30 protein-coding genes and 1 pseudogene are annotated in these 26030 nt (G+C 69.1%); 11 read left to right on the top strand and 20 right to left on the bottom strand.

Translation table 11 applies throughout. The features are described from left to right. Window positions 1–168, bottom strand: a pseudogene (locus tag F6X38_RS23970) (CoA-acylating methylmalonate-semialdehyde dehydrogenase); the annotation flags it as partial. A gap of 404 nt (window positions 169–572) precedes the next feature. On the opposite strand from F6X38_RS23970, the gene F6X38_RS17655 reads away from it, so the two are divergent. Then, on the top strand, window positions 573–2000 hold the full coding sequence (locus tag F6X38_RS17655) for a pyridoxal-phosphate dependent enzyme (protein ID WP_150971948.1): 1428 nt from the start codon (window positions 573–575) through the stop codon (window positions 1998–2000). Then, entirely contained in the window at window positions 1997–3175 is a 1179-nt protein-coding gene (locus tag F6X38_RS17650; protein ID WP_150971946.1) for a cystathionine gamma-synthase, read from the top strand. The genes F6X38_RS17655 and F6X38_RS17650 overlap by 4 nt, the downstream gene beginning before the upstream one ends. Window positions 3176–3181: 6 nt before the next feature. Here F6X38_RS17650 and F6X38_RS17645 read toward each other — a convergent pair whose 3' ends face one another. Next, window positions 3182–4186 carry an ABC transporter substrate-binding protein gene (locus F6X38_RS17645; RefSeq protein WP_150971944.1) on the bottom strand — a complete coding sequence of 335 codons (1005 nt, stop codon included), beginning with the start codon at window positions 4184–4186 and terminating at the stop codon, window positions 3182–3184. Window positions 4187–4377: 191 nt separating this feature from the next. Between F6X38_RS17645 and ssuD the strand changes: the two genes are divergently transcribed. The 7 genes from ssuD to F6X38_RS17610 all read left to right on the top strand — a co-directional run bounded on the left by ssuD (window position 4378) and on the right by F6X38_RS17610 (window position 9760). Then, entirely contained in the window at window positions 4378–5541 is a 1164-nt protein-coding gene (ssuD, locus tag F6X38_RS17640; protein ID WP_150971942.1) for an FMNH2-dependent alkanesulfonate monooxygenase, read from the top strand. After that, window positions 5538–5735 carry a hypothetical protein gene (locus F6X38_RS17635; protein ID WP_150971940.1) on the top strand — a complete coding sequence of 66 codons (198 nt, stop codon included), beginning with the start codon at window positions 5538–5540 and terminating at the stop codon, window positions 5733–5735. The genes ssuD and F6X38_RS17635 overlap by 4 nt, the downstream gene beginning before the upstream one ends. Further along, window positions 5732–5953: a hypothetical protein gene (locus F6X38_RS17630; protein WP_150971939.1), complete on the top strand. Its 222-nt coding sequence runs from the start codon at window positions 5732–5734 to the stop codon at window positions 5951–5953. The genes F6X38_RS17635 and F6X38_RS17630 overlap by 4 nt, the downstream gene beginning before the upstream one ends. A gap of 156 nt (window positions 5954–6109) precedes the next feature. Beyond that, window positions 6110–6568 carry an RrF2 family transcriptional regulator gene (locus F6X38_RS17625; protein ID WP_150971937.1) on the top strand — a complete coding sequence of 153 codons (459 nt, stop codon included), beginning with the start codon at window positions 6110–6112 and terminating at the stop codon, window positions 6566–6568. A 28-nt stretch (window positions 6569–6596) separates the two neighbouring features. After that, window positions 6597–7979: an FAD/NAD(P)-binding protein gene (locus F6X38_RS17620; protein ID WP_150971935.1), complete on the top strand. Its 1383-nt coding sequence runs from the start codon at window positions 6597–6599 to the stop codon at window positions 7977–7979. A gap of 57 nt (window positions 7980–8036) precedes the next feature. Further along, window positions 8037–8864, top strand: coding sequence for an ABC transporter ATP-binding protein (locus F6X38_RS17615; protein WP_150971970.1), 828 nt, complete (start codon window positions 8037–8039; stop codon window positions 8862–8864). Beyond that, on the top strand, window positions 8861–9760 hold the full coding sequence (locus tag F6X38_RS17610) for an ABC transporter permease (RefSeq protein ID WP_150971933.1): 900 nt from the start codon (window positions 8861–8863) through the stop codon (window positions 9758–9760). The genes F6X38_RS17615 and F6X38_RS17610 overlap by 4 nt, the downstream gene beginning before the upstream one ends. A gap of 3 nt (window positions 9761–9763) precedes the next feature. Here F6X38_RS17610 and F6X38_RS24150 read toward each other — a convergent pair whose 3' ends face one another. The 15 genes from F6X38_RS24150 to F6X38_RS24145 form a co-directional block, all read right to left on the bottom strand. After that, window positions 9764–10804 carry an HWE histidine kinase domain-containing protein gene (locus F6X38_RS24150; RefSeq protein WP_281353081.1) on the bottom strand — a complete coding sequence of 347 codons (1041 nt, stop codon included), beginning with the start codon at window positions 10802–10804 and terminating at the stop codon, window positions 9764–9766. A gap of 125 nt (window positions 10805–10929) precedes the next feature. After that, window positions 10930–11547 carry a 2,3-bisphosphoglycerate-dependent phosphoglycerate mutase gene (locus F6X38_RS17600; RefSeq protein ID WP_150971931.1) on the bottom strand — a complete coding sequence of 206 codons (618 nt, stop codon included), beginning with the start codon at window positions 11545–11547 and terminating at the stop codon, window positions 10930–10932. Window positions 11548–11574: 27 nt separating this feature from the next. Beyond that, window positions 11575–12390, bottom strand: coding sequence for a 4-hydroxy-tetrahydrodipicolinate reductase (gene dapB / locus F6X38_RS17595; RefSeq protein WP_150971929.1), 816 nt, complete (start codon window positions 12388–12390; stop codon window positions 11575–11577). Beyond that, the gene (locus F6X38_RS17590; protein WP_150971927.1) at window positions 12387–14213 is read right to left on the bottom strand and encodes an ABC transporter ATP-binding protein; all 1827 of its coding nucleotides are present in this window, start codon (window positions 14211–14213) and stop codon (window positions 12387–12389) included. Before F6X38_RS17590 ends, dapB begins: the two co-directional genes overlap by 4 nt. A 67-nt stretch (window positions 14214–14280) precedes the next feature. Next, the gene (locus F6X38_RS17585) at window positions 14281–15306 is read right to left on the bottom strand and encodes a glucokinase (protein ID WP_150971925.1); all 1026 of its coding nucleotides are present in this window, start codon (window positions 15304–15306) and stop codon (window positions 14281–14283) included. Window positions 15307–15393: 87 nt separating this feature from the next. Then, window positions 15394–16431 (bottom strand): penicillin-insensitive murein endopeptidase, encoded by a 1038-nt coding sequence (gene mepA / locus F6X38_RS17580; RefSeq protein ID WP_150971923.1) that lies wholly within the window; start codon window positions 16429–16431, stop codon window positions 15394–15396. 91 nt (window positions 16432–16522) lie between these two features. Then, window positions 16523–18937, bottom strand: coding sequence for a phenylalanine--tRNA ligase subunit beta (gene pheT / locus F6X38_RS17575; RefSeq protein ID WP_150971921.1), 2415 nt, complete (start codon window positions 18935–18937; stop codon window positions 16523–16525). 93 nt (window positions 18938–19030) lie between these two features. Further along, window positions 19031–19447: a hypothetical protein gene (locus tag F6X38_RS17570; protein WP_150971919.1), complete on the bottom strand. Its 417-nt coding sequence runs from the start codon at window positions 19445–19447 to the stop codon at window positions 19031–19033. Between the two features lie 37 nt (window positions 19448–19484). After that, the gene (locus F6X38_RS17565) at window positions 19485–19949 is read right to left on the bottom strand and encodes a hypothetical protein (RefSeq protein WP_150971917.1); all 465 of its coding nucleotides are present in this window, start codon (window positions 19947–19949) and stop codon (window positions 19485–19487) included. Window positions 19950–19960: 11 nt separating this feature from the next. Next, window positions 19961–20245, bottom strand: a complete 285-nt coding sequence (locus F6X38_RS17560; protein WP_150971915.1) for a hypothetical protein — start codon at window positions 20243–20245, stop codon at window positions 19961–19963. A gap of 35 nt (window positions 20246–20280) precedes the next feature. Next, window positions 20281–21363, bottom strand: coding sequence for a phenylalanine--tRNA ligase subunit alpha (pheS, locus tag F6X38_RS17555; RefSeq protein ID WP_150971913.1), 1083 nt, complete (start codon window positions 21361–21363; stop codon window positions 20281–20283). 153 nt (window positions 21364–21516) lie between these two features. Next, window positions 21517–21933, bottom strand: a complete 417-nt coding sequence (rplT, locus tag F6X38_RS17550) for a 50S ribosomal protein L20 (protein WP_150971911.1) — start codon at window positions 21931–21933, stop codon at window positions 21517–21519. Window positions 21934–21969: 36 nt separating this feature from the next. After that, window positions 21970–22170 (bottom strand): 50S ribosomal protein L35, encoded by a 201-nt coding sequence (gene rpmI, locus F6X38_RS17545; protein ID WP_150971909.1) that lies wholly within the window; start codon window positions 22168–22170, stop codon window positions 21970–21972. A gap of 181 nt (window positions 22171–22351) precedes the next feature. Then, on the bottom strand, window positions 22352–22894 hold the full coding sequence (infC, locus tag F6X38_RS17540; RefSeq protein WP_150971907.1) for a translation initiation factor IF-3: 543 nt from the start codon (window positions 22892–22894) through the stop codon (window positions 22352–22354). Window positions 22895–22900: 6 nt separating this feature from the next. Next, window positions 22901–23026: a hypothetical protein gene (locus tag F6X38_RS24145; protein WP_281353080.1), complete on the bottom strand. Its 126-nt coding sequence runs from the start codon at window positions 23024–23026 to the stop codon at window positions 22901–22903. 97 nt (window positions 23027–23123) lie between these two features. Here F6X38_RS24145 and F6X38_RS17535 point away from each other — a divergent pair, with 97 nt between their 5' ends. Together F6X38_RS17535 and F6X38_RS17530 are read left to right on the top strand one after the other, a co-directional pair. After that, window positions 23124–23900: an alpha/beta hydrolase gene (locus F6X38_RS17535; protein ID WP_246191410.1), complete on the top strand. Its 777-nt coding sequence runs from the start codon at window positions 23124–23126 to the stop codon at window positions 23898–23900. 410 nt (window positions 23901–24310) lie between these two features. After that, window positions 24311–24823: a transglutaminase-like cysteine peptidase gene (locus tag F6X38_RS17530; protein WP_281353079.1), complete on the top strand. Its 513-nt coding sequence runs from the start codon at window positions 24311–24313 to the stop codon at window positions 24821–24823. A 3-nt stretch (window positions 24824–24826) separates the two neighbouring features. Here F6X38_RS17530 and yacG read toward each other — a convergent pair whose 3' ends face one another. From yacG to infA, 3 genes are read right to left on the bottom strand one after another with little or no spacing between them, the layout of a single operon-like run. Next, entirely contained in the window at window positions 24827–25024 is a 198-nt protein-coding gene (gene yacG, locus F6X38_RS17525) for a DNA gyrase inhibitor YacG (protein ID WP_150971903.1), read from the bottom strand. After that, window positions 25021–25680 carry a Maf-like protein gene (locus F6X38_RS17520; protein ID WP_150971901.1) on the bottom strand — a complete coding sequence of 220 codons (660 nt, stop codon included), beginning with the start codon at window positions 25678–25680 and terminating at the stop codon, window positions 25021–25023. The genes yacG and F6X38_RS17520 overlap by 4 nt, the downstream gene beginning before the upstream one ends. 4 nt (window positions 25681–25684) lie before the next feature. Next, window positions 25685–25903, bottom strand: a complete 219-nt coding sequence (gene infA, locus F6X38_RS17515; RefSeq protein ID WP_150971899.1) for a translation initiation factor IF-1 — start codon at window positions 25901–25903, stop codon at window positions 25685–25687. Window positions 25904–26030: the final 127 nt, after the last annotated feature.

Here is a 26030-nt window from a genome sequence, read left to right as displayed (position 1 = left end):
CTTCGGCTGCGCGGCCTTCGCGCCGTCGACGGCCCGCTGCAACTCGTCGGAGCTCGCCAGCGCCACGCGGCCCGACACCTGACCCGTCGCCGGGTTGAACACGTCGGCATGGCGCCCGCTCGTCCCCGCCACACGCACCCCGTCGATGAAATGCCCCAGTTCGTTCACGGCCCGATCCTCCTGCTTCCCAGCGGTGATGAACGGTTAGGGAGCCGAAAGCAACGCCGGGCCTCGCGCGCCCCATGTGCACCAGCCGAAGCCCCGGCCGGCGGAGAAATATTCTACGAAACCGATCGACAATGAACGGCCCGTCTTTCTCATCTCCTCGCCGACCCCGTAGTTTGCCGTTCGGTGGCAGCGCAGCGTCGCGAGGGAGGCGAGGATGACGAACGAATCCATCATCGCCCGCGCGACGCGATGTTTCGGCGATCGCCTCGTCCCGCAGCCCGATCGTCGCCGGCCTTAGGCGAACGCTCGTCCCCCATCCGCGTTTCGATTGTCGCGACCGATCTCCGCCGCTCCCCGCGGCGGCCGGGCCCGACGCAGGCCCGCAACCCGAGGAGCCCGATCCCATGTCCTCGCCGCTTCGCAGCACCACCGCCGTCCCGGCGTTCGACCGGCTCGCACCGCCGGTCGCGACCGTCCTCGACCTCATCGGCCGGACGCCGATGGTGGAGGTGACGCAATTCGATACGGGCCGTTGCCGGCTGTTCCTGAAGCTCGAATCGCAGAATCCCGGCGGCTCGATCAAGGATCGCATCGCGCTGTCGATGATCCGCGAAGCCGAGCGGACGGGACGGCTCGAACCCGGCGGCACGATCGTCGAGGCGACCGCCGGCAATACCGGCCTCGGCCTCGCGCAGGTCGGCATCCCGAAGGGCTACCGGATCGTCCTCGTCGTGCCCGACAAGATGTCGCGCGAGAAGGTGCAGCACCTGCGCGCGCTCGGCGCCGAGGTGCATCTGACGCGCTCCGACGTCGGCAAGGGGCATCCCGAATACTACCAGGACATGGCGGAGCGGATCGCGCGGGAAACGCCGGGCGCGTTCCACGTCAACCAGTTCGCCAACCCCGCCAACCCGCTGGCGCACGAGACGACCACCGGGCCGGAAATCTGGCAGCAGTTGGAGAGCGACGTCGACGCCGTGGTGGTCGGCGTCGGCTCGGGCGGCACGCTGACCGGCCTCGGACGCTTCTTCGCGAGCGTCTCGCCGAAGACGGAGATGGTGCTCGCCGACCCGCAAGGGTCCGTGCTTGCGCCGCTCGTCAAGACCGGGCGGATGGAAGCGGCCGGGAGCTGGACGGTGGAAGGCATCGGCGAGGACTTCGTGCCGCCGAACTGCGAGCTGTCCTTCGTGCGCAAAGCCTACACGGTCACCGACAAGCAGAGCATGCTGGCCGTCCGCGACCTTCTCGCCAAGGAGGGCATCCTCGCCGGCTCGTCGTCCGGCACCCTCCTGTCGGCGGCGCTCAGATATTGCCGCGAGCAGACCGTGCCGAAGCGCGTCGTCAGCTTCGTCTGCGATTCCGGCAACAAGTACCTGTCGAAGGTGTTCGACGATGTCTGGCTTGCCGAACAGGGCCTCGCCGAGCGCGAGCATCACGGAGACCTCCGCGACATCGTCGCCCGCTCGCACCGGCACGGCCAGACGGTCACCGCCGCGCCGGCCGACAGCCTGCTCGACGCCTACGGGCGCATGCGCCGCGCCGACGTCTCGCAGCTTCCGGTGCTCGAGAACAGCCGCCTCGTCGGCATCGTCGACGAGAGCGACATCCTTGCCAAGATCGACGGCCCCTACGAGGGCCGCTGGGAGCGCTTCGCCTCGCCGGTTTCCGGCGCGATGACGCGCGATGTCCACACGCTGCAGGCGACGCAGACGCTCGACGCGCTGCTGCCGGTGTTCGACCGCAACGAGGTGGCGATCGTGATGGACGGCGAGGACTTCTTCGGGCTCGTGACCCGCATCGACCTGATCAACCACCTGAGGCGCGCCCGATGACCGATAGAGAACACCGTCCCAATCGCCTGGCCTTCGGGACGCGGACGATCCACGGCGGCCAGTCGCCGGATCCGACGACCGGCGCGGTGATGGTGCCGATCTACGCGACCTCGACCTACCGGCAGGACAGTCCGGGCGTTCACAAGGGCTTCGAATACGCCCGCTCGCAGAACCCGACGCGCTTCGCCTTCGAGCGCGCCGTCGCCGATCTCGAAAGCGGCACCCGCGCCTTCGCCTTCGCCTCCGGCCTCGCCGCGATCTCGACGGTGCTGGAGCTGCTCGACGCCGGCAGCCACATCGTCGCGACCGACGACATCTACGGGGGCACGTTCCGGCTGCTCGACAAGGTGCGCAAGCGCTCGGCGGGCCTCCGGGTCGATTTCGCCGACTTCACCGACCTTTCCAAGGTCGAAAGCGCGATCCGCCCGGATACCAAGCTGCTCTGGGTCGAGACCCCGACCAACCCGCTGCTTCGTGTCGTCGACCTCGAAGCCGTCGCGGCGCTGGCCAAGCGGCGGGGTCTTCTGACCGTCGCCGACAACACCTTCTGCAGCCCGGCGGTGCAGCGGCCGCTGGAACTCGGCATCGACATCGTCGTCCATTCGACGACGAAGTATCTGAACGGCCATTCCGACATGGTGGGCGGCTGCGCCGTCGTCGGCGAGAATCGCGACCTCGCCGACCGCCTGAAGTTCCTGCAGAACGCGGTCGGGGCGATCTCCGGCCCGTTCGACAGCTTCCTGGCGCTGCGTGGCCTGAAGACGCTGGCGCTCCGGATGGAGCGGCATTCGGCGAACGGGCTGGCCATCGCCGAATGGCTGGAAGCCCATCCGGCCGTCCGGCGAGTCGTCTATCCCGGCCTCGCGAGCCACCCGCAGCACGCGGTGGCGAAGCGCCAGATGGCGGCGTTCGGCGGCATGATCACGGTGGAGCTCGACCGCGACCTCGCCGGCACGAAGCGCTTCCTCGAGCGGACCGAGCTCTTCGCCCTCGCCGAAAGCTTGGGCGGCGTCGAGAGCCTGATCGAGCATCCCGCCCTGATGACGCACGGCTCGATCCCGGCGGAGCAGCGCGCCGCGATCGGCATCTCGGACTCGCTGGTCCGCCTGTCGGCCGGCATCGAGGACGCCGGCGACCTCATCGCCGATCTCGACCGGGCTCTGGCGACGGGCTGAAGTCCGTCAGCTGCCGTTCTCGCCGTGCAGTTCCTCGAACGTGTAGTCCTTCCAGCTCTTCGCTTCCGTCCGGATCGCGCCGATCCGGTACATGAAGGACGCGAAGTCGAAGGATTTCGCCGGAACCAGCGTGTAGAGCGATTCCGGCGATTCCAGCAGCGACTGGACGAAGGCCGGGTCGAGCTTCGAACCCTCGACGCGGATATAGGTCTTCGCCGCCTCCGCCTTGTTCGCCTCGATCCAGGCGGAGGCCTCCTTGAAGGCCTCGAAGAAGGCCTGGAACGTCTTCGGATTGTCGTCCCGGAAGCCGACCAGCGAATAGACGTAGGTCGGCGTCACCGGGCCGCCGAGCACGTCGTAGGACGAGAAGATGCGGTGCACCTTCGGGTCGCGCAGCGCCTGCTCCTGGTAGGGCGTGTTCGACAGGTGGGCGGTGATCTCGGTCGAGCCGGTCAGGAGCGCCGCCATCGCGTCCGGGTGCGGCAACGTGATCATGTTCGCGTACAGCCGGTCGTAGCCGCCCTCGCCGAACGCCTTCTCCGCCGCCATCTGCAGCACCCGCGCCTGCACCGAGACGCCGGCCGCCGGCATGGCGATCTTGTCGTTCGGGCCGAAGTCGGCGAGCGTCCTGATCGCCGGGTTCGAGGTGACGAGGTAGTTCGCCTGATGCGCCAGGCCGCCGATGATCCTCACCTTGCCGCGCGAGCGGTCCCAGAGCGTCAGGAACGGCCCGATGCCGGCGGCCGCCACGTCGACGCTGCCCGACAGGATCGCGTCGTTGATCGCCGCGCCGCCGGAGAGTTGCAGCCACTCCACCCGCGGCTCGTCGAGCCCGAGCGCCTTCGCGTGCTTCTCGATCAGCTTCTGGTCCCGCATCACGTGCAGCGGCAGGTAGATCGTGCCGAACTGCTGCACGATGCGGATGTGCCCCTCCGCCAGCGAAGCCTGGCTCGCCACCAGCGCCGGCAGTGCCGCGAGCAGCGCGAGAAGAAAGCGGCGGATCGTCTGCATGCGAATAGGCTCCGAGCAACGCGTCCCGGAGCGGCGCGCATGCTGCGGAAGGCTATGGGCGGGCATCCACCCTCATAAGAAACATTCTACTCTTTCCATACGATCAGTAGAAAATTCGTTGCTCGAACCGCCGCCGATCGTCGCGCTAGGTTGGCTCTGAACTGCCGATACCAGCGAATGACAGGGACGGAATGTCGATACCGGACAAGCTGAAGGTCCTCTGGTTCCTGCCGACCCACGGCGACGGACGCTTCCTCGGCTCGGCCGAAGGCGGCCGGAAGGTCGATCTCGGCTACCTGAAGCAGGTCGCCGTCGCGGCGGACGGACTCGGCTACTACGGCGTGCTCCTGCCGACCGGCCGCTCGTGCGAGGATTCCTGGGTCGTCGCCTCGGCGCTTGCCACCTATACGGAGCACCTGCGCTTCCTCGTCGCCGTCAGGCCGGGTTTGCTCTCCCCCTCGCTCGCCGCGCGCATGACGGCGACGCTCGACCGCATCTCGGGCGGGCGGCTGCTGATCAACGTCGTCACCGGCGGCGATCCGGTCGAGAACGCCGGCGACGGCATCTTCCTCGCGCACGACGAGCGCTACGAGGTGACGCGCGAGTTCCTCGACATCTACAAGCGCGAACTCGCCGGCGAGGCCGTGACGACGGCCGGCAGGCACCTTCGCGTCGAGGACGGCAAGCTGATCCTCCTGCCGCACCAGCGCCCGCACCCGCCGCTCTATTTCGGCGGTTCGTCGCCGGCCGGCATCGCGGTCGCCGCCGACACGGTGGACGTTTATCTCACGTGGGGCGAGCCCCCGGGGCTCGTCGCCGAGAAGGTCGAGACGGTGCGAGCCGCGGCGGCGAAGGCCGGCCGCGAGGTGCGCTTCGGCATCCGGCTCCACGTCATCGTGCGCGATACCGTCGAGGAGGCCTGGGCGGCCGCGAACGGCATGATCAGCCGGCTCGACGACCGGACGATCCAGGCGGCGCAGGCGGCCCTGTCCCGGCAGGATTCGGTCGGCCAGTCGCGGATGCGGGCGCTGCACGGCGGCGACCGCACGAAGCTGGAGATCAGCCCGAACCTCTGGGCCGGCGTCGGCCTGGTGCGCGGCGGCGCCGGCACCGCGCTCGTCGGCGACGCCGCGACCGTCGCCGAGCGGATGGACGAATACCGGCGCGTCGGCATCGGCACCTTCATCATGTCCGGCTATCCGCATCTCGAAGAAGCCTACAGCTTCGGCGAACGGGTCCTGCCGCTCCTGCCGCTCGACCACGAAGCCCCGCCCGCGTCCGCGGACGAGGGCGGCCTCGTCGGCGAGATGATCGCCAACACGACCCTGCCGACCCGCGCGGCGAGCGCGTCGTGACCGGCCGTTCGGACAAGCCGGCGCGGCCGGCTCCCGTGGCGGACTGGCTCGGCATGGCGGCGGCCTTCGCCGTGGTGCTTGCCGTGGTCTTCGGCGCCGGCTCCGAGCACAGGCGGATCGCGAGCGGCGGAGTCGAGATCGACGGCGGATCGCAGCAGACCGCGTCCCTTTTGCCGGCGCGAGGTGCTCCATGATGGATGCAACCACGGTCGGCAGATCCCGCCCGGACCTCCCGCGGTGGTTCGCCTTCGCGGCGATAGCGGCGGAGCGCTGGGCGCGCGCCGTCGCATCGGGCGGGGCGGGCGTCGCGAAGACCCTGTCGAAGCGGGCTGCCCCCGCTTGCGTCGGTCCGCACCCGCCCGGCTCGGCGGATGCGAGCCGGATGCACGACGTCGGCCTGGGGGTCTTCTGAGCTTGGCCCTGCTTCGGGCTCGACTGGGCAGGCCGGTCGGCCTTTGTAGCCCGGGCGCCGTCGCCCGGATGCCGCTTTTGCACGTCCGGTTTTGTTCGTATATTTCGGCCTGTGCTCGCTCGAACCGCGTAGCGTACCAAAGGGTCGAAGGAAGCGATGCTGACGGCGAAGGGCAAGTACGGGCTGAAGGCGATGATCCATCTCGCCAAGGCCGCACCCGGCCGTCTGACCCTGTCGGAGGAGATCGCTCGGAGCAACGGCATCTCGAAGAAGTTCCTCGATGCGATCCTGGGCGACCTTCGCACCGCCGGCTTCATCCATGCCCGGAAGGGCCGGAACGGCGGCTATGCCCTGGCGCGCCTGCCGGGGGAGATCCGGGTCGGCCACGTGCTGCGCGTCCTCGACGGGCCGCTGGCGCCGATCGCCTGCGCCAGCCGCATGGCGTACCGCCGCTGCGACGACTGCGTCGACGAGGCGAAATGCGGCGTCAGGCTCGTGATGCTGGAAGTCCGCGACGCCATCTCCGCGGTGCTGGACGGCATGACGGTGGAACAGCTCCGCGACATGCCGGCGCTGACCGACATCCCGGAAGAGAAGCTCATCTCCAACGTCTGACGCCGTTCCGCCCGGCCGGGGCCGCCGCGTGAGCGCCGGGCGGGTCGTCATCGTCGGCGGCGGCGCGAGCGGCACGATCCTCGCCGCCCACATCCTGCGGTTGCCGGGCCGGCCGCTCGGCGTGACGATCGTCGAGGAGCGGCCGGAGATCGGGCGCGGCGTCGCCTACGGGACAACCGAGCCCGGCCATATCCTGAACACCCGCGCCGCCTCGATGAGCGCGTTCCAGGACGATCCCGACCACTTCTGGAAGTGGCTGCTCGCGAGCGGCTTCGGGCTCGACGTCCGTTGCTCCGACCCGTTCTGCTTCGTGCCGCGCGCGGTCTACGCCCATTACCTAAAGGCCCTCCTCGACCCCTGGCGGGGTACGCCGGACGACGCGGCACCGCTGACGATCGTGCAAGGGCGCTGCGTCGGCGTCCGGCAGGCGGGCGGCGGCGTCGCGGTGGAACTCGCCGACGGTACCAGCCTGCTCGGACAGGCGGCGGTGCTCGCGACCGGCCACGACCTTGCCGACTACAACGCCCGCGGTCCTTACGTGAATCCGTGGACGACGCCGGTCTCGAGCGATCTCGCGGCGGGCGACCCGGTGCTGATCCTCGGGACCGGCCTGTCGATGATCGACACGGTGATCGAGCTCACCGATCGCGGCCATCGCGGCCGGATCACGGCGCTGTCCCGGCGCGGCCTCCTGCCCCGCACCCACCGGCGCAACGTGCCGATGCGGATCGACGCGGCGGACGTGCCCTTCGGCACGGGGATCGCCTACCTGCTGCGCTGGTTCCGGCGGACCGCCGAATGGGCGGCGACGGAGGGCGGCGACTGGCGCGACGTGGTGGACGGCGTGCGCCCGCACACCGCCCGGCTCTGGCAGTCGCTGTCGGTCGCCGAGCGCGAGCGCTTCCTGCGCCATGCCCGGACCTGGTGGGAGGTGCATCGCCACCGCATGCCGCCGGAAAGCGAGGAGCGGCTGCGCGCCGCGATGGCGCGGGGCCGGCTCGAAATCCTGGCGGCGCGCTTCGTCGGCTCCGACCCCGCCGGCGATGGCGTCCGCGTCCGTTTCCGGCGGCGCGGGAGCCGCGAGACAGAGACCGTCGACGTCGCGAAGGTGGTCGACTGCACCGGAATCCTGCGCGGGCCCGACGCGAACCGCGCCGGGATCGTCGCCTCGCTGATCGAGGCCGGCACGGCGCGGCCCGATCCCTGCCGCATCGGGATCAAGGTCGACGAGAGCTGCGCCGTGATCGACGGGGGCGGCAAGCCGGCCGCGCGCCTCTTCGCCGTCGGACCGGTCACGCGAGCGCAGTTCTGGGAAATCACCGCCGTGCCGGACATTCGCGTCCAGTGCGCGGCGCTCGCCGGTACCATCGCCGATCGCCTCGGCGGCGAGAGCGGGCCGGCACATCGGTAGGACGGAACAGCAATGGACGACATCGCCTTGACGGCCACCCTCCCCCGAAGGGATGCGATGCCGAGCGGCGGCGACGACCAGCGGCACGTGGCTGCGCCGGTGGCCTCGCCGCTGCTTCGCGTCGAGAATGTCGGCCTCGAATACCGGACGACGGAGCGCACCGTGCGAGCGACGCACCGCGTTTCCTTCGACGTGTTCGAGGCGGACCGCTTCGTGCTGCTGGGCGCGTCCGGCTGCGGGAAGTCGACCCTCCTGAAGGCGGTGGCCGGCTTCATCCCGCCGGTCGAGGGATCGATCCGTATCGACGGGCAAACGGTCGCCGGTCCCGGACCAGACCGGATCGTCGTGTTCCAGGAGTTCGACCAGCTTCCGCCGTGGAAGACGGTGCGCGAGAACGTCGCCTTTCCGCTCCGCGCCTCGGGCCGGTTCGGTCGCAGGCAGGCCGCTGAACGCGCCGACCGCTATATCGAGAAGGTCGGCCTGTCGCGCTTCGCCGACAGCTATCCGCACACCCTGTCGGGCGGCATGAAGCAGCGCGTCGCGATCGCCAGAGCCCTCGCGATGCAGCCGCGCGTGCTCCTGATGGACGAGCCCTTCGCCGCGCTCGACGCCCTGACGCGCCGCCGCATGCAAGAGGAACTGCTGGAGCTCTGGGCCGAAACGCGCTTCACGCTCTTGTTCGTCACCCATTCGATCGAGGAAGCGCTCCTCGTCGGCAACCGTGTCGGCGTCCTGACCCCGCATCCAGGCCGGATGCGGGCCGAGATCAACACGCACGAATGGGATGCGTCGAGCGAAGGGAGCGCCGCCTTCCAGGCCGCCGCCAGCCGCATCCACAGGCTCCTGTTCGAAAACGACGCGCCAGGCGCCGAGGGCACGGCATGAGCGCCACCATCACGACCGATCGCGCCGTCGCGCGCGTCCTGCCGCCGGTGCGGCCCGAATACGAGCGCGAGCCGGAGCCGCTCGCCGGTCTCGCGCCCGAGCGCCCGCTGCCCTTCGCCGAGCGGGTGTGGCAGCGCTCCGCCGCGCGCAAGCTTGCGATCCTCGTCGCGCTCGCCGTTTTCTGGGAACTGCTGGCCCGCTGGCAGGACAACGACCTCCTGTTCCCGACCTTCAGCGCGACGCTCCTCGCGCTCGTCGAGGACACCGCGAGCGGCGAGCTTCCCGCCAAGGTGGCGATCTCGCTCGGCGTGCTGCTCAAGGGCTATGCCTGCGGCGTCCTCGCAGCCTTCGTCCTGACGGCGTTCGCCGTCTCCACCCGGCTCGGACGCGACCTCCTGTCGACGCTGACGGCGATGCTGAACCCGCTGCCGCCGATCGCGCTCCTGCCGCTGGCGCTGGTCTGGTTCGGCCTCGGCCAGGGCAGCCTCGTCTTCGTGCTCGTCCATTCGGTGCTCTGGCCGCTGGCGCTCGCGACCTTCGCGGGTTTCCAGGGCGTGCCGGAGACGCTCCGCATGGCTGGGCGGAACTACGGCCTCACCGGGCTTCGCTACGTGCTGCAGATCCTCGTCCCGGCGGCCCTCCCCTCGATCATCGCGGGCCTGCGGATCGGCTGGGCCTTCGCCTGGCGCACGCTGATCGCGGCGGAACTCGTATTCGGCGCGGCCTCGGGGCGCGGCGGCCTCGGCTGGTACATCTTCCAGAACCGCAACGAGCTCTACACCGACCGCGTCTTCGCCGGCCTCGTCACGGTGATCCTGATCGGCCTTCTGGTCGAGAACGTCGTGTTCCGCACCATCGAGGCGCGCACGGTCGCCCGCTGGGGCACCTCGCGCTGAGCGCTACGGCGCCGTCCAGGCTGTCGCTTCCTCGTCGATGCCATCGGCCGGCGCGTCGAGGCGGAAGACGAGGCCGTCCGGGGGAAAGCGCAACTCCGCCTCCCCGTCGAACTCGGCGGCGAGGACGCGCTCGACGATCCGCGTTCCGTAGCCCCGCTTCGCCGGCTCGGCGACGCGCGGGCCGCCGCTCTCGCGCCATTCGAACCGGAGACGCCCTTCGCCGATCGCCCAGCCGACCCGCACGGTGCCGGTGGGGTTCGACAGGCTGCCGTACCGTTCGGCGTTCGATCCGAGCTCGTGCACGGCGAGCGAAAGCATCGTCGCGATCCGCGGCTTGATGCGCAGGCGCGGCCCCTCGACGCCGATGCGCGCGCCGACGCGCGGACGCAGCGGCTCCAGCGCACCCTCGACCACGTCGGCAAGGTCCGCGCTCGCCCAGGCCTCGACGGTGAGGAGGTCGTGACTGCGGGCGAGCGCCCGGATGCGTCCCGAAACGGCGTCGGCGACGGTGCGCGGCACCGAGGCGTCGCGGAGCGTCTGCAGCACCACGGTCTGCACGGTCGCGAGCGTGTTCTTGACCCGGTGGTCGAGCTCGCGGTTCAGCAGGAACCGGTGCTCCTCGGCGCGCTTGCGGTCCGAGACGTCGAGCTGCGAGGCGAAAAAGTAGGTCAGCTCGTCGCCGTCGAAGACCGGCGAGATCAGCAGCGCGTTCCAGAAGGTCGAGCCGTCCTTCCGGTGGTTGAGGAGGTCGACCTGCACGCTTTCCCGCCGCCCGATCGCGTGCCGGACCCTGGCGACGTCCTCGTCGCGGGTCGCGGGCCCCTGCAGGAAGCGGCAGTTGCGCCCGAGGATCTCGTCCCGCGCGTAGCCGGTAAGATGCGTGAAGGCGTCGTTGCAGAAGACGATCGGGTTGTCGTCGCGCTTCGGGTCGGTGATGACCATCGGCATGCGCGTGGTGCGGACGGCCGAGGCGAACGGGTCCGAGCTGCCGCCCGACTGCAGCAGCATCTCCTCCAGAACATGCCGCCGGTCGCTGTCGATCAACCCGCCCTCTTCCGTCGTCGCGCCGCCGCCATGCGCCGGCCCCGCCCCCCATCAGGCATAGGCGGTAACGCCGGTCGCGTCGACCGGAAGTTAGCCGCCTATGCCGCTTTGCGGAGGATTGATGCTCAGCCTTCGAGAACGGTCTTCTCGGCGACGGTCGAATCCTCGTTCAGGCGGTAGACGATCGGCACGCCCGTCGCGAGCTCGCGGGCGACGATCTCGTCCGGCGTCAGGCCGTCGAGCGCCATGATCAGGGCGCGGAGCGAGTTGCCGTGCGCGGCGACGAGGACGTTGCCGCCGGAAAGCACCTTCGGCTGGATGTGGTGGATGTAGTAGGGCCAGACCCGCGCGCCGGTGTCGCGCAAGCTCTCGCCGCCGGGCGGCGCGATGTCGTAGGATCGGCGCCAGACATGCACCTGCTCCTCACCCCATTTCGCCCGGGCGTCGTCCTTGTTGAGGCCGGTGAGATCGCCGTAGTCGCGCTCGTTCAGCGCGATGTTGCGCGTGGTGGGCACATCCTGGCCGAGTTCCTCCAGCATCAGCTTCAGCGTGTGCTGGGCTCGCGTCAACTCGCTGGTGAAGGCCGTGCCGAAGCTAAGGCCGCGTTCGCGGATGCGGCGGCCGGCGAGCCGCGCCTCCTCGACGCCCTTTTCCGACAGGTCGGGGTCCTTCCAGCCGGTGAAGAGGTTCTTAAGGTTCCAGTCGCTCTGCCCGTGGCGGACGAGGACGAGGGTGCGGGTCATACGGGTCGCTCCGAAAAAGGTTGAGAATTAGAGGCCGAGTACGTCGCGCATCGAGTAGAGGCCGGGCGACTGGCCTCTCGCCCAGAGCGCGGCGGCGAGCGCCCCCCTGGCGAAGACGGTGCGGTCCTCGGCGCGATGGTTCAACTCGATGCGCTCGCCCTCGCCGGCGAGGATCACCTGATGGTCGCCGACCACCGAGCCGCCGCGCAGCGAGGCGAAGCCGATCGCGCCGGACGAGCGCGCACCGGTCAGCCCGTCGCGCACCCGGACGGACGCGGCTTCGAGGTCGACGCCTCGCCCCGCCGCGGCGGCGCGGCCGAGCAGCAGCGCCGTGCCGGAGGGCGCGTCGACCTTGTGCTTGTGGTGCATTTCCAGAATCTCGACGTCGAAGGCCTCCGGGCCGAGCGCCCGCGCTGCCTGCTCCACGAGAAGGGCGAGGAGGTTGACGCCGAGGCTCATGTTGCCGGACTTGACGATGCGCGCGCGGGTTCCGGCGGCGCGGATCGCCGCCTCGTCGTCGGGGACGAGGCCCGTCGTGCCGATGACGTGGACGAGGCCGCGCTCGGCCGTCGCCACCGCCAGCGCTCGGCTCGTCGCGGGCGTCGAGAAGTCGACGACACCGTCCGCACCGTCCAACGCCGCCGCGATGTCGGACGTCACCGCAACGCCGAGCCTGCCGGCCCCGGCGAGATCGCCAGCGTCACGACCGAGCGCGTCGGAGCCCTCGCGCTCGAGCCCCGCATGCAGCGCGAGGCCGGGATGCTCGCCGACCAGCCGGACGAGCGTGCGGCCCATGCGGCCCGCGGCCCCGACCACGGCGATGCGCATCGGCTGGTCCGTCATCGCGTGACGCTTTCGGCGAGTGCCCGGGCGGCGGCGGCTGGCCGGGACTGGAGGTTGTGGAAGCGGGAATAGACGCTGGTCGGCCGGTCGAGCAGCTCGCCATGCGTGCCCTGCTCGACGATCTCGCCGCCGTCCACCACGAGGATTTGGTCGGCGTTGACGATGGTCGACAGGCGGTGCGCGACGACGATCACGGTGCGGTTCTTCATCGCCTCCTCCAGCGCCTGCTGGACGAGAATTTCGGAGCGCGTGTCGAGCGCCGAGGTCGCCTCGTCGAGAAGAAGGATCGGCGCGTCGCGCACCAGCGCGCGGGCGATCGAGAGGCGCTGGCGCTGGCCGCCGGAAAGCGTCATGCCGTTCTCGCCGAGCGGCGTGTCGAAGCCTCGCGGCTGCGCGTCGATGAACTCGGTCGCCTGCGCCATCTTCGCGGCCGCCTCGACCTCGGCGTCGCTCGCCTCCGGCCGGCCGAAGCGGATGTTGTCGCGGATCGTGCCCTCGAACATGTATGGCTGCTGCGAGACGTAGGCGATGTGCCGGCGGAGCGAGGCCTTCGTCACGTGCCGGATGTCCTCGCCGTCGACGAGGATGCGGCCGCCTTCGACGTCGTAGAAGCGCTGGATCAGCGCGATCACCGTGGACTTGCCGCCGCCCGACGCGCCGATCAGCGCGGTGGTCCGGCCGGCCGGCGCCGTGAACGACAGGCCGCGCAGCACGGGCTCGCCCGGATGGTAGCCGAACTCGACCGCGTCGAAGCGGATCTCGCCCCGGATGGCGGCGAGTTCGCGCGCGTCGGCCGGGTCGGCCTGGCGCGGCTCGATGTCGAGCACCTCGTAGATCATCTGCGCGTTGACGAGCGCGCGTTCGAGCTGAACCTGCAGCTTCGCGAGGCGCTTGGCCGGCTCGTAGGCGAGGAGCAACGCGGTGATGAAGCCGAACAGCCCGCCCGGCGAATAGCCGTAGGCGATGGCGCGGTAACCGGACCAAGCGATGACGGCGGCGACCGCGATGCCGGCGAGCGATTCGGTGATCGGCCCGGAGCGCTCGGTGATCGCCGCGATGCGGTTCGACCGCGCTTCCGCCTTGACGATCAGGTCCTCGATGCGCCGGCGCAGCACCTCCTCCATGGTGAAGGCCTTCACCACGGTGATGCCCTGCGCCGCTTCCTGCATCGAGCCGAGCACGCGGGCGTTGAGATCGATCGACTGGCGCGTCGCGTGGCGGAGCTTCTTCGCCAGACTCGACATCGTCCAGGCGATGAAGGGCCCGGCGAGCAGCGCGATCGCCGAGAGCAACGGGTCCAGCCAGATCATCACCCCGACCAGGAAGACGAGCGACAGGAAATCGCGCGCGATCGAGGTGATGGTGAGGTTCAGCGTGTCGCGGATGCCGGAAACGTTCTGGTTGATCTTGGCGGCGAGATGCGTCGACCGGTTCTCGTGGAAGAAGTCCACCGACAACTCGGTCAGGTGCCGGAACAGCCGGCGCTGGTACCTGGCGACGAGATTGTTGCCGATGCGGCTGAGGATGACGCCCTGCCAGTAGGTGGAGACGCCGCGCACGACGAAGGCGGCGAACACGGCGAGCGGCAGGGAAACCAGGACGGCGCGGTTCTGCGCGACGAAGATCTCGTCGATCACCGAACGCATGACCCATGCCAGAAACGCGGTCGCGCCCGAGGCGAGCACCAGGCAGAAGACGACGACCGCGTATTGCCGGAAATATTCGTGGCCGTTCTCGGCGAAGACGCGCCGGACGAGACCGAGCACGAGCCCGCGCTCGGACTGGTTCGTCAGCGAGATCTTGCGCTTGGTGATGACCGCCATGCCGGACCGGACCCTTGCCTCGGCCCGCTCTATAGCCGGTCGGCCCGGGCCGCGACAGGGTGCAACGTCAGGCCACCCAGCGGCGGCCGGCGGTCTCGATGCCGAAGAAGCGCGGCGTCCTGGCGAAGGTCGCGAGGCCGGCCAGCGCCGCCAGCGGCTCGGTGATCGCGAAGATCGCCATGTCGGCGAGGAGCTCGCGATGCGGCGCCTTGTCCTCGAAGGCGGCGCGAAGGTGCTTCTCGTTCAGGATCGGCAGCAGGTGCTGGATGATGCCGCCGCCGATATAGACGCCGCCGCGCGCCATGAAGACCAACGCCAGATCGCCGGCGATGCGGCCGAGATAGGTGGAGAAGAGCTCCGCCGTCTCGATCGCGCGGGCGTCGCCGCCCTTCGTCGCCGCTTCCGTGATCTCGGCCGGCTGCGCGTAGGCGGGCTCGGCCCCGTCGGCGGCGCAGATCGCCCGATAGAGGTTGATCATGCCGCGGCCGGACAGCACCTCCTCGGCCGAAACGCGCCCCTCGATCGTCTTCAGGTGCGGCCAGATCGCGTGGTCGCGCTCGCTCCGCGGCCCGAGGTCGACATGGCCGCCCTCGCCGGCGACCGGGATCCACATCTTGCGCGCCCTGACCAGCCCGGCGACGCCGAGGCCGGTGCCGGGCCCGAGCACGACGCGGCTCGCACCCTCGTGCGGAACGCCGCCGCCGAGCTTGCGCCGCCCCGAATCCGGCAGCGCCGATACGGCGAGCGCCTGCGCCTCGAAGTCGTTGAGGACGATGATCTCGCCGAGTTCGAGGCTCTTCAGCATCTCGCGCGGCCGGACCACCCAAGGGCAGTTGGTGAGTTCGATCGCCTCGCCGTCGACCGGGCCCGCGACGGCGAGCACCGCCGCCTTCGGCTGCAGCGAGGTCTTGTCGAGCACCGCCGCCTGGATCGCCTCGTCGATCGTCGGATAGTCGGCCGTTCGCACGATCGGGAAGCTTTTCGGCTCGGCGAAGGCGTCGACGAGGATGGCGAAGCGCGCGTTCGTGCCCCCGATATCCCCGATCAGGATCGGGAACTTGAAGGACTGGTCGCTCCCGGTGGTGGTCGCCATGGCGGCTGCCTCGTCGCTTGAATTGCGGCTCCGGGCTATAGAGCGAGAGAGGGGCGGAAGGAAAGCGCCCCGCTCTGCCAATTCGCGCTATTCCATCGGGCCGGCGACGGGGTCCGGGATGTCGGCGCCGGGGCGCGGCGGGAAGTCGGGCGTCGCATCCGGCGCCATCGCGGCGGCTGCGGCCGGCACGCGCGCCGATGCTTTCGTCGCAACGGCCGGCGCGGTTCCCTTGTCCGGGGCGGCCAGCACCGTGCGGCAGCTGTTCGGCAGGCCGGCGAGCGTCAGCGGCGGGCGCGGCTTCGGCGGCTTCGCGCCGGGCTTCGGCGGCGGTGGCGGCCGCAGCGCGACGTTGAACCAGTAGTCGAGCTCCTTGCCGCAGCCGTCGCCGGTGCCGGTATCGGCCTGCCCGTCGCAGTTCGGCGATCCCGGCTGGCAGAACAGCCGAACGTGGAAATGCTGGTCGTGGCCGTAGAAGGGCCGCACCTTGTTGAGCCAGGTCCGGTCGCCGCCGACCGTCTGGCAGAGCTTCCGCTTGATGCCGGGATTGACGAAGATGCGCTGCACCGCCGGGTCGGTCGCGGCGTCGCGCAGGATCTTCACGTGCGTCGGCGTCCATCGGGCGTCGTCGACCTGGAACGTGCCCTTCTTCAGCATCGACGGACCCTGGAAGGGCTGGCGCTCGGCCATGGTCAGGCGGCGCTTCGGCATCGGCGTGAACCAGATGTCGGCGTCGAGCCCGATCTGGTGCGAAGCGTGGCCCGACGCCATCGGGCCGCCGCGCGGCTGCGAGATGTCGCCGACGAGGAGGCCGGTCCAGCCGTCCGCCGCGGCCTTCGCCGCGAAGCGCTCTAGAAAGGCGATCGTCGCCGGGTGGCCCCAGCGCCGGTTGCGGGACGGGTTCACCACCTGCCAGTTTCTACCTTCCGGCGGCAGGCCCACCCCGCCGGACAGGCAGCCCTTGGCGTAGAAGCCGATCGACTGCGTCGCCGTATCGGAGGGCAGCGTTTCCGCGCCGAAGAGCTGCTTGGCCGGCGCCTCCGCCGCGGACGCTCCCGTCGGCGCGCCGGCGGCGGACAGCGCAACAAGCGCCGCCGCGCCGAAAAGGCGATTCACGATCGCGGTCATGGCCGCTCCCTGGAAGATCCCTCGGGGGCACGCTCTGCGCCCCGCATGGGATGTTTTCAAGGCGTTGGCCTTGCGTGGGGCTGGAGGAAGCTCAGGTCCGGAGCGTGCCGCCCGTCGCCTTCGCGACCGCCGCGACGATCCGTCCGGAGACGGTCTCGAGCTCCGCCTCGCTGAACGTCGCGTCGCTCGGCCGCAGCGTCGTCTCCACCGCGACGGATTTCCGCCCGGCGCCGATCGCCTCGCCGCGGAACACGTCGAAGATCCGGACGTCGGAGACGACCTTGCGGTCCGCCCCCTCGACGGCGCGCACGATCTTCTGCGTCTCCACCGCCTCGTCGACGACGAAGGCGAAGTCGCGCTTCACCGGCTGGAAGGGCGACAAGGTCAGGATGGGCTTGGTGCGCGTGGCTTTACGCTTCGGCTCCGGGATTTCGGCGAGAAACGCCTCGAAGCCGCAGAAGGCGCCCGAAACGTCGAGTTGCTTCAGCACCTTCGGATGGAATTCGCCGAACTCGGCGAGCACGACCTTCGGCCCGAGCTTGATACGGCCGGAGCGGCCCGGATGGTACCAGGGGCTGGCGCCCGCCTCGACGATGACGTTGGCGACCGGCGCGCCCGCCGCCTCGAGAGCCGCCAGCGCATCGGCCTTGGCGTCGAAGACGGAAACGGCCGGCGCATTGCCGGCCCAGTCGCGCCCCGAGCCGCCAAGGCCGGCCGTGCCGCGCCGCACGCCGCCCGCGACGCGCCGCTGCCCGTGCGGCTCGTCGGAATGATAGACCGAGGACACCTCGAACAGCGCGGCATCGCCCGCGCCTCGCGCGGCGTTGCGCGCCGCCGCCTCGATCAGCCCGGGCAGCAGCGAGGGGCGCATGTCGGACAGGTCGGCCGAGATCGGATTGACGAGCTTCAACGCCGCCGCGCCGCCGCCGAAGGCTTCCGCCGCCTTCGCCGACACGAAGGAATAGCTGACCGCCTCCAGCATGCCGCGGGAGGCCAGCGCGCGCCGCGCCGCGCGTTCCCTGATCTGCAGCACGGTCAGGATGCGCCCGCCGACCGCGCCCTTGCCGGCCAGGGGCTGCGGCTCGATCGCGTCGACGCCGACGAGGCGCATCACCTCTTCCACCAGGTCGGCCTTGCCCTCGACATCCGGCCGCCAGGACGGCGGCACGACGGTCGCAGCGTATTCGTCGATCGCCAGGGTGAAGCCGAGCCGCTCGAGCTTGTCGATCTGGTCGCTGGCATCGACCGCGAGGCCCGTCAGCCGTTCGACCTCGGTGAACGGGAACTCGATCCGCTTACGCTCCGCCGGCCGCTCGGCGGCGACCGCGGCGCGCGAAGGCTCGCCGCCGCAAAGGTCCACGATCATCCGCGTCGCGAGGTCGAGCCCCGGCCGCATGAAGGCCGGATCGACGCCGCGCTCGAAGCGATAACGCGCGTCGGTATTGATGCCGAGCGTCCGCCCGGTGCGGGCGATGTCGAGCGGCTCCCACAGCGCCGATTCGACGAGGACGTCCGTCGTCGCCTCGTCGCAGCCGGAATGCTCGCCGCCCATGATGCCGCCGATCGATTCCGGCCCCTTGTCGTCGGCGATGATGCAGGTGCCGGCGGGCAGCGCGTAGGTGCGCCCGTCGAGCGCCAGGATCTCCTCCCCATCCTTCGCTCCTCGGACGACGAGGCCGCCCGCGACCTTCGCGGCGTCGAAGACGTGCAGCGGCCGGCCGCGGTCGAAGGTCAGGTAGTTGGTGACGTCCACCAGCGCGTTGATCGGGCGAAGGCCGATCGCCTTCAGCCGCTTCTGCAGCCATTCCGGCGACGGCCCGTTCTTCACCCCGCGCACGAGGCGCAATGCGAAGCCGAGGCAGGTCGGGCTTTCGACCCGCAGGTCAACCGGACAATCGCCCGCGCCCTCCAGCGGCGCGACCGGCACCTCCTTCAACGTGCCGAGGCCGGAGGCGGCGAGATCGCGCGCGATGCCGTGGATGCCGGTCGCGTCCGGCCGGTTCGGCGTCAGATTGATCTCGATCACTGGGTCGCCGATGCCGGCATAGTCCGCGAAGGGCGTGCCGACCGGCGCGTCGGCGGGCAGGTCGATGATGCCGGTATGGGCATCGGAAAGCTCCAGCTCGCGCTCCGAGCACATCATGCCGTTCGAGTCGACGCCGCGAATCTTGCCGACGCCCAGCGTCGTGTCGATGCCTGGCACGTAGGTGCCGGGCAGCGCCAGGACGCCGACGAGGCCGGCGCGCGCGTTCGGCGCGCCGCAGACGACCTGCAGCGGCCGGCCGCCGTTCACCTCCGGCCCCGCATCGACGGTGAGGACCTGCAGCTTGTCGGCGTCGGGATGGCGCTCGGCCGTCAGCACGCGCGCGATGCGGAACGGCCGCATCGCCGCGCCGTCGTCGACATGCTCGACCTCGAGGCCGATCGCCGTCAGCCGCTCGGCGATCTCGGCGAGGGTCGCGTCGGTGTCGAGATGGTCCTTCAGCCAGGACAGGGTGAACTTCATGTCGGAAACCTTCGGCGGCGCCCGGCGGACGCTTTCCTGTATGCGGAAGCTCCTAGCCGCCGGGGACGGGGAAGGAAAGGCCGACGGCGGAGCTCAGCGCGGCAGGCGGCTTTCGGACTTTCCCGGCACTTCCGATGTTAGCTTCCGGACTGCGGCGTTAGCGAGGACGAAGCGGTAGGTGAGCAGCGCGACGATCGAGAACACGGTGTAGAGGATCAGGACGGTCGTCGCCTGCAGCGGCACGTCGTACGAGAACAGGACGATCACCGAAGGCAGGACGAGCCCGGTGAAGAAGGAGGCGAGCGCCGCCGGCGTCTGCGGCAGGTAGTGGTACCAGACCGCGAAGATCGCGACGGTGACGAGCGCGGTGACGATGCGGCCGAACGAGACGGTGAGCGCGACGAAGCTCCCGTTAGCGAACAGCCAGTGAAGGAGGTTCACCACGAGCAACCCGATCACCGCGCCGCAGACGACGGCGATCGTTTCCATGAGGACGAGGCGGGGGGACATGGGCAACCGTCGTTTCGTAATCACGCGACCGGCACGGTCAGCGTGTCTTGAAAAGGATAGAGGTTGCCAGAAGCCGCCGTTCGACAAGGCTAAGGGTAGAGATACTCTCTACCGTTTGACGCGCGAGTTCTATCAGTATCCGTGTTCCCGCATCCCTGAAAGCGTTGGAGCGCAAGGGAAGATAGTCGGCAGCATGCCGAGCGCTCTGCAGTTCGATCGCGGCGTCTCCGATCGACCGTAGCCGATCATGGGTTCGCAAGGGGGCTTGGCTGAATGCCTGGCGCAGCGGACCGTGATCGATAGCACGATAGATGCGGACGTAAGCGTCATAAGAACCGGAAACGTCCGGCATCAACGTGCTGGCACAGAGCCCAGCCAACGCATGGAACACAGCATAGTAGGCGGTGCTGATCGCGCGGCAGCGATACGCTGCATCCCCTGATGCTTCTCGCATGAGGGAGTCCGCAACAGCGAGGAGAGAATGGGGTTCTTCGTCCAGCATCGGGTAAGGTCTTACTTCACCGGTTGCCCGGACATCGGACGAAAATAGACGGAACGCTGATCGTCTCGCTTGAGGAGTTGAACGCGGATAGCATCCCGCGCATCCATCATCGCGCGTGCTGTGTAAGGCCGATCAACAACGACATTCAGACGCAAGATCGGCTCACCGTCGAAGTCGATCTCTTCCTCTACCAGCAACCCGTTGACGCCGAACTCTTCCAACCGTGCCGTGAGGATAGGCCACGCGATTTCGATAATCGTTTTCTGATCGAGAAACGTTGTCGCATGCGCCACCATTGTCGTCTCCTCACTTCAGGGCCCATTCCGCCTTCTTAAGAACTCAGCCCTCCGAACAGCGTGGGCACGTCGAGGGGGCGGAAGCCGTAGTGCTCGAGCCAGCGGACGTCCGCCTCGAAGAAGACGCGCAGGTCCGGCATGCCGTATTTCAGCATGGCGATGCGGTCGATGCCCATGCCCCAGGCGAAGCCCTGGTACTCGTCGGGATCCAAGCCCACGCCGCGCAGCACGTTCGGATGCACCATGCCGCAGCCGAGGATCTCCATCCAATCCGTGCCCTCGCCGAACCGCACTTCGGAGCCGGATCGGTCGCATTGGATGTCGACCTCCATCGAGGGCTCGGTGAAGGGGAAGAAGCTCGGGCGGAACCGCATCCGGACGTCCGGCACCTCGAAGTAGCTCCGGCAGAACTCGGTCAGCACCCACTTCATGTTGGCGACGTTCGCGGTCCTGTCGATCACCAGCCCTTCGAGCTGGTGGAACATCGGGGTGTGCGTCGCGTCCGAATCCTGCCGGTAGGTCTTGCCGGGGATGACGATGCGGATCGGGGGCTTTTGCGCTTCCATCGTGCGGATCTGCACGGGCGAGGTGTGGGTGCGCAGCACCTTGCGCTCGCCGTTCGCATCGGGGGCCAGGAAGAACGTGTCGTGCATCTCGCGCGCCGGGTGGCCGACCGGGAAGTTCAGCGCCGTGAAGTTGTAGTGGTCGGTCTCGATGTCCGGCCCTTCCGCCACCGCGAAGCCCATGTCGGCGAAGATCGCGGTGATCTCGTCGATCACCTGGCTGATCGGGTGGATGCGGCCGCGCGCAGCGGGGTTCGCGCGGACGGGCAGCGTCACGTCGAGGCGCTCGCTTTCCAGCCGTGCGGCGATCGCGGCTTCGGCGAGCGATTCGCGGCGGGTGGAGAGGGCCTCCGCCACGCGGTCACGCAGGCCGTTCAGCCTCGGGCCCATCTCGCGGCGCTCGTCCGGCGCCATCCGGCCGAGCCCCTTCATCAGTTCGGATATCTCGCCCTTCTTGCCGAGCGCGGCGAGGCGCACGGCTTCCAACGCAGGCTCGTCGCCGGCCGCGCTGATCTCCCCGGCAAAGCGCGCTTCGAGCGCGTCCAGATCGGTCACGGGTTCGGTCTCCTCGAAGGTATGTGCGTCAGTGCCGGGCAAGCCCTACAGAGGCCGCCCGGGAATGGAAAGTCGCCCGCGGAAAAGCGGAAGGCCCGCGCGGCGGTGAGCCGGCGGGCCTCGAAGTCGTACCGGAACGGAAAGGCTGAGCGGTCAGGCCGCCTGCTTTTCCCCGACGGCGCGCTCGTAGGAGTTCGGCGCCTGTTCCTTCAGGTAGTCGAGCGCCTTCTTCGCCGCCGCGACGAGGGCCGCGAAAGCCTCCGGCTCGTGGATGGCGATGTCGGAGAGGACCTTGCGGTCGACCTCGATGCCGCTCTTGGCGAGGCCGTCGATGAAGCGCGCATAGGTCAGGCCGTGCTCGCGGACCCCGGCGTTGATGCGCTGGATCCAGAGGGCGCGGAAGTTGCGCTTCTTCACGCGGCGGTCGCGCGTCGCATACTGCTTGGAACGGTCGACGGCGGCCTTCGCCGCGCGGATCGTGTTCTTGCGGCGGCCCCGGAAGCCCTTGGCCTGCTCGAGGACCTTCTTGTGCTTGGCGTGGGCGGTGACGCCCCGTTTCACGCGTGCCATGATCGGTGCTCCTTAATCAAAAACGCCGAAGACCGATCAACGGTCGTAGGGCATGTAGACCTTGACGATCTTCTCGTCCGCCTTCGACAGCAGCATCGTGCCGCGCGAGTCGCGGATGAAGTCGTTGGAGCGCTTGATCATGCCGTGGCGCTTGCCGGCCGGGCCGGCCTTCACGTGGCCGTTGGCGGTGAAGCGGAAGCGCTTCTTGGCCGCCGACTTGGTCTTCATCTTGGGCATTTGGCTCTCCTGAACGAGGACGCCGCGGGGCACCGACCGCCGGAGCGGCAGCGCCATTCCAAAGCCCGAAAGGACCCAAGATCGCGGACAGCATTTCGAGCCGGCTCGGCATGCCCTGCCGGCCGGCTCCGTTGACGGGCGGTCTATGGCCGAAAAATCGCCGGCAGGCAAGCCGCGCGGATCAGTGCGGGCGCGGGGCCAGCACCATCATCATCTGCCGGCCTTCGAGCTTCGGCTCGGCCTCGACCTTCGACAACTCGGCCGTTTCCTCGCGGACGCGGTTGAGGAGTTCCATGCCGAGTTCCTGGTGCGCCATCTCGCGGCCGCGGAAGCGCAGCGTCACCTTGACCTTGTCGCCCTCCTCGAAGAAGCGGCGCACGGCCTTCATCTTCGTCTCGTAGTCGTGGTCGTCGATGTTCGGGCGCATCTTGATCTCCTTGACCTCGATGACCTTCTGACGCTTGCGCTGCTCGGACGCCTTCTTCTGCCCCTCGTATTTCAGCTTGCCGAGGTCGAGGATCTTGCACACCGGCGGATTGGCGTTCGGCACGATCTCCACGAGATCGAGCCCGGCCTCTTCCGCCATGGCGAGGGCGTCGGCGGTCGGCGTCTGGCCAAGATTCTTGCCCTCGACGTCGATGAGTTGCACGAAGGGGATGCGAATCTCGCGATTGGAGCGCGGTCCTTCCTTCACGACGGGGGCGGCGCGGAACGGTCTGCGAATGGCTGTCTACTCCAGCTGTTGACGAAAATGCGGATCGCGGCGATTCCAAGCCGCGAACGCCGGCTTCCATTGCCGGCGAAGCTCCCGGATCGCGGGGCGGCGAAAGCCGCCGGACGGGAACAGCGTCGGCATGTCGAGTCTGCGTCCTGCTTGATATAGCACGAGGAAAACGCGAATTCACCTTACGAGAACGCAAGGCCTTAAAGTTTCGCAGAAGACGGCAGGTTCCGTGGACGCTTCCTTCCCCTCCCCGCAGTTCCTTCGCCACGGACCGGCCGGTTCCGAGCGCCGCATCGCCTGCCGGACCGCCGAGGGCGCGCCGCCGACGGTGGTCTGGCTCGGCGGCTACCGCTCCGACATGCGCGGCACCAAGGCCGAGCGGCTGGACGCCTTCGCGCGGGCGAACGGGCTCGCCTTCCTCCGCTTCGATTATTCGGGCCACGGCGAATCGGACGGCCGCTTCGAGGACGGCACAATCGGGAGCTGGCGGGACGACGCCGAGGCCGCGGTCGCGGCGCAGGCCGCCGAGGGTCCGCTCGTCCTCGTTGGCTCGTCGATGGGCGCCTGGATCGCCCTCCTCCTCGCGCCCCGTCTCGGCGCCCGGCTCGCCGGCATGCTGCTCCTCGCGCCCGCGCCCGACTTCACCGAGCGCCTGCTCCTGCCGCAACTCGGCCCCGAGCATCTGGCCGAGCTGGAGCGCCAGGGCTTCATCTCCGAGCCGTCCGAATATTCCGAAGCGCCGAACATCTATACGAAGGCGCTGATCGAAGACGGCCGAGAGAACCTCGTGATGACCGGACCGATCCACGTCGGCTGCCCAGTCCACATCATCCAGGGCCAGGCCGATCCGGACGTGCCGTTCGCGCATGCGCTGGAACTCGCGGCGCTGCTGCCGAGCGACGGCCTGACGGTGACCCTCGTGCCAGACGGCGATCACCGCCTGTCGCGACCCGAGGACCTCGAACGCGTGGAGCGAGCGCTGAGCAGCCTGATCGCGCAGGCTTGAAGCGGTTAGCCAAATTTTGTTCCCGCGGCCGAAGTGTTCATTGATTTGATGTGACCTCCCGGCAACAACGCCTGGAACCGATTCGCTAAAGCTTTGCCGGGCAATGGTTTTCGCCGCGCAACACGGCCATCGCGCCAAGCCGGAGCCTGCTATCCACGAGGCACGACGCAAGCCCTGCTCAAAGTTCCGGCGGGTTCGCGACCGGGGAAGAAGTTAACGAGCGTTGACAGCTTTCCGCATTGCACCCACGATCCCCCCGTAATCCGATATCATCGCCGGGGGCGGCGAGAGGGGAATGGGGAATGGGCCGCGCATCTCGCGCCGCACTGGCGCTGTCGCTTTGTCTGATTTCGGCTGCCACCGCCGCGGCCGCTGCGACCGACGTTACCGCTTCGATGCCGGTTGGATCGATGACCACGACGCCCATCGGCTGGATCATGTTCTGCCACGAGAACGCCGACGACTGCCGGACTTCGGGAATGGCGAGCCTCGACACCACGCCGCGCGAGGCGACGGCGAAGTTCCTGGCGCTCCTTTCCGGCGTGAACGACCGGGTCAACGCCGAGATCAAACCGGTGACCGATCGTGAACTCTACGGGGTGGAGGAACGCTGGACCTACGCGACGACCAAGGGCGACTGCGAGGACTTCGCGCTCGACAAGCGGCGCGACCTGCATGCGGCCGGGGTTCCGCTCGGCGACCTCCTCATGACGGTGGTGAGGAAGCGCAACGGCGAAGGCCACGCGGTGCTGACGGTCCGCACCTCCGAGGGGGATTTCATTCTCGACAACCTCGACCGCCGCGTCCGCCCGTGGAACGAGACGAGCTATACTTTCGTCAAGCGGCAGAGCAGCACCGATCCGAACATCTGGCTGGCGGTGGTTGGCGACGGCGACGTCGCGGTCGGCGCGTTGCGGAAGTAAGGCTCAGCGCTCGCCGCTGCCGTCGTCGGACGACGGCGTCTCGTCGTCCGGGCCGGGAATGACGTAGGAGCCCGACAGCCAGCGATTCAGATCCACCGCCTTGCAGCGCGGCGAGCAGAACGGATAGCTCGCCCGGTCCGACGGACGCCCGCATTCCGGGCATTCGCGTTTCGGCCGCAGCGGCGTCACGGTGCCGCTCATGTCGCCGCCGGCTCCGGCGCCGTCTCGTCGACCACGAGCCCGCCGTGGATGTCGAGCCCCTGACCGCCGAGCAGCGACACCGTCTCGTAGAGCGGCAGGCCGACGACGTTGGTGTAGGAGCCGACGAGGCGGACCACGAAGCGCCCCGCGAGCCCCTGGATCGCATAGCCGCCGGCCTTGCCGCGCCATTCGCCGGAGGCGATGTAGCTGTCGATATCCTCGCGCGACAGGCGCTTGAACCGCACCCGCGTTTCCACGAGCCGCATGTGGTGGCGCTCGGAGGACGGACCGATCACGCAGATGCCGGTGAAAACGCGATGGGCGCGGCCGGACAGAATGCGCAGGTTCGCCATCGCATCGTCGCGCAGCTCGGCCTTCGGCACGATCTGGCGCCCGACCGCGACCACCGTGTCGGCGGCGAGCACGATGCGGTTCTCCGCCTCGCCGCGCTCCTCCAGCACCTGGCGGGCGCGGTCGGCCTTCTGCCGGCAGAGCCGTTTGGCGAGCGAGCGCGGATGCTCGGAGCGCTCGGGCGTCTCGTCGACATCGGCAGGAAGCAGTTGCTCGGGCACGATGCCCGCCTGGGCGAGCAGTTCCAGGCGCCGCGGCGAGCCTGACGCGAGCACCAAGCGCGGGCTCGTCTTGCGCGAAGCCATCGCCCTACTTGAAGCGGTAGGTGATTCGGCCCTTCGTGAGGTCGTAGGGCGTCATTTCCACGAGCACCTTGTCGCCGGTGAGCACGCGGATGCGGTTCTTGCGCATGCGCCCGGCAGTGTGGGCGATGATCTCGTGGTCGTTCTCGAGCTTGATCCGGAACGTCGCGTTCGGCAAAAGCTCGGTCACGGTGCCCGGAAACTCGAGAACTTCTTCTTTCGGCATCGATGATCCTTCATGGCGCGGCGCCGCTCTTCCAGCGTTCCGCGATCGCCGGCCGGTCCCTTTCGGCCAAATCTATCGGGTAAAGCGGCCCTCCATCGGCGCTTCCCGGCGAAAAAGCAAGGCGCGC

The sequence above is a fragment of the Plantimonas leprariae genome (genome assembly GCF_008802405.1).
Classification (GTDB): Bacteria; Pseudomonadota; Alphaproteobacteria; order Rhizobiales; family Rhizobiaceae; genus Plantimonas; species Plantimonas leprariae.
The sequence above is the reverse complement of the archived record's forward strand: the minus strand, read 5'-3'. Positions and strand labels throughout refer to the sequence as shown.

Coding starts and splice junctions, on each gene's coding strand:
- F6X38_RS17655 (WP_150971948.1), top strand. CDS start 573: ATGTCCTCGCCGCTTCGCAGCACCACCGCCGTCCCGGCGTTCGACCGG.
- F6X38_RS17650 (WP_150971946.1), top strand. CDS start 1,997: ATGACCGATAGAGAACACCGTCCCAATCGCCTGGCCTTCGGGACGCGG.
- F6X38_RS17645 (WP_150971944.1), bottom strand. CDS start 4,186: ATGCAGACGATCCGCCGCTTTCTTCTCGCGCTGCTCGCGGCACTGCCG.
- ssuD (WP_150971942.1), top strand. CDS start 4,378: ATGTCGATACCGGACAAGCTGAAGGTCCTCTGGTTCCTGCCGACCCAC.
- F6X38_RS17630 (WP_150971939.1), top strand. CDS start 5,732: ATGATGGATGCAACCACGGTCGGCAGATCCCGCCCGGACCTCCCGCGG.
- F6X38_RS17625 (WP_150971937.1), top strand. CDS start 6,110: ATGCTGACGGCGAAGGGCAAGTACGGGCTGAAGGCGATGATCCATCTC.
- F6X38_RS17615 (WP_150971970.1), top strand. CDS start 8,037: ATGCCGAGCGGCGGCGACGACCAGCGGCACGTGGCTGCGCCGGTGGCC.
- F6X38_RS17610 (WP_150971933.1), top strand. CDS start 8,861: ATGAGCGCCACCATCACGACCGATCGCGCCGTCGCGCGCGTCCTGCCG.
- F6X38_RS17600 (WP_150971931.1), bottom strand. CDS start 11,547: ATGACCCGCACCCTCGTCCTCGTCCGCCACGGGCAGAGCGACTGGAAC.
- dapB (WP_150971929.1), bottom strand. CDS start 12,390: ATGACGGACCAGCCGATGCGCATCGCCGTGGTCGGGGCCGCGGGCCGC.
- F6X38_RS17590 (WP_150971927.1), bottom strand. CDS start 14,213: ATGGCGGTCATCACCAAGCGCAAGATCTCGCTGACGAACCAGTCCGAG.
- F6X38_RS17585 (WP_150971925.1), bottom strand. CDS start 15,306: ATGGCGACCACCACCGGGAGCGACCAGTCCTTCAAGTTCCCGATCCTG.
- mepA (WP_150971923.1), bottom strand. CDS start 16,431: ATGACCGCGATCGTGAATCGCCTTTTCGGCGCGGCGGCGCTTGTTGCG.
- pheT (WP_150971921.1), bottom strand. CDS start 18,937: ATGAAGTTCACCCTGTCCTGGCTGAAGGACCATCTCGACACCGACGCG.
- F6X38_RS17570 (WP_150971919.1), bottom strand. CDS start 19,447: ATGTCCCCCCGCCTCGTCCTCATGGAAACGATCGCCGTCGTCTGCGGC.
- F6X38_RS17565 (WP_150971917.1), bottom strand. CDS start 19,949: ATGCTGGACGAAGAACCCCATTCTCTCCTCGCTGTTGCGGACTCCCTC.
- F6X38_RS17560 (WP_150971915.1), bottom strand. CDS start 20,245: ATGGTGGCGCATGCGACAACGTTTCTCGATCAGAAAACGATTATCGAA.
- rplT (WP_150971911.1), bottom strand. CDS start 21,933: ATGGCACGCGTGAAACGGGGCGTCACCGCCCACGCCAAGCACAAGAAG.
- rpmI (WP_150971909.1), bottom strand. CDS start 22,170: ATGCCCAAGATGAAGACCAAGTCGGCGGCCAAGAAGCGCTTCCGCTTC.
- F6X38_RS24145 (WP_281353080.1), bottom strand. CDS start 23,026: ATGCCGACGCTGTTCCCGTCCGGCGGCTTTCGCCGCCCCGCGATCCGG.
- F6X38_RS17530 (WP_281353079.1), top strand. CDS start 24,311: ATGACCACGACGCCCATCGGCTGGATCATGTTCTGCCACGAGAACGCC.
- yacG (WP_150971903.1), bottom strand. CDS start 25,024: ATGAGCGGCACCGTGACGCCGCTGCGGCCGAAACGCGAATGCCCGGAA.
- F6X38_RS17520 (WP_150971901.1), bottom strand. CDS start 25,680: ATGGCTTCGCGCAAGACGAGCCCGCGCTTGGTGCTCGCGTCAGGCTCG.
- infA (WP_150971899.1), bottom strand. CDS start 25,903: ATGCCGAAAGAAGAAGTTCTCGAGTTTCCGGGCACCGTGACCGAGCTT.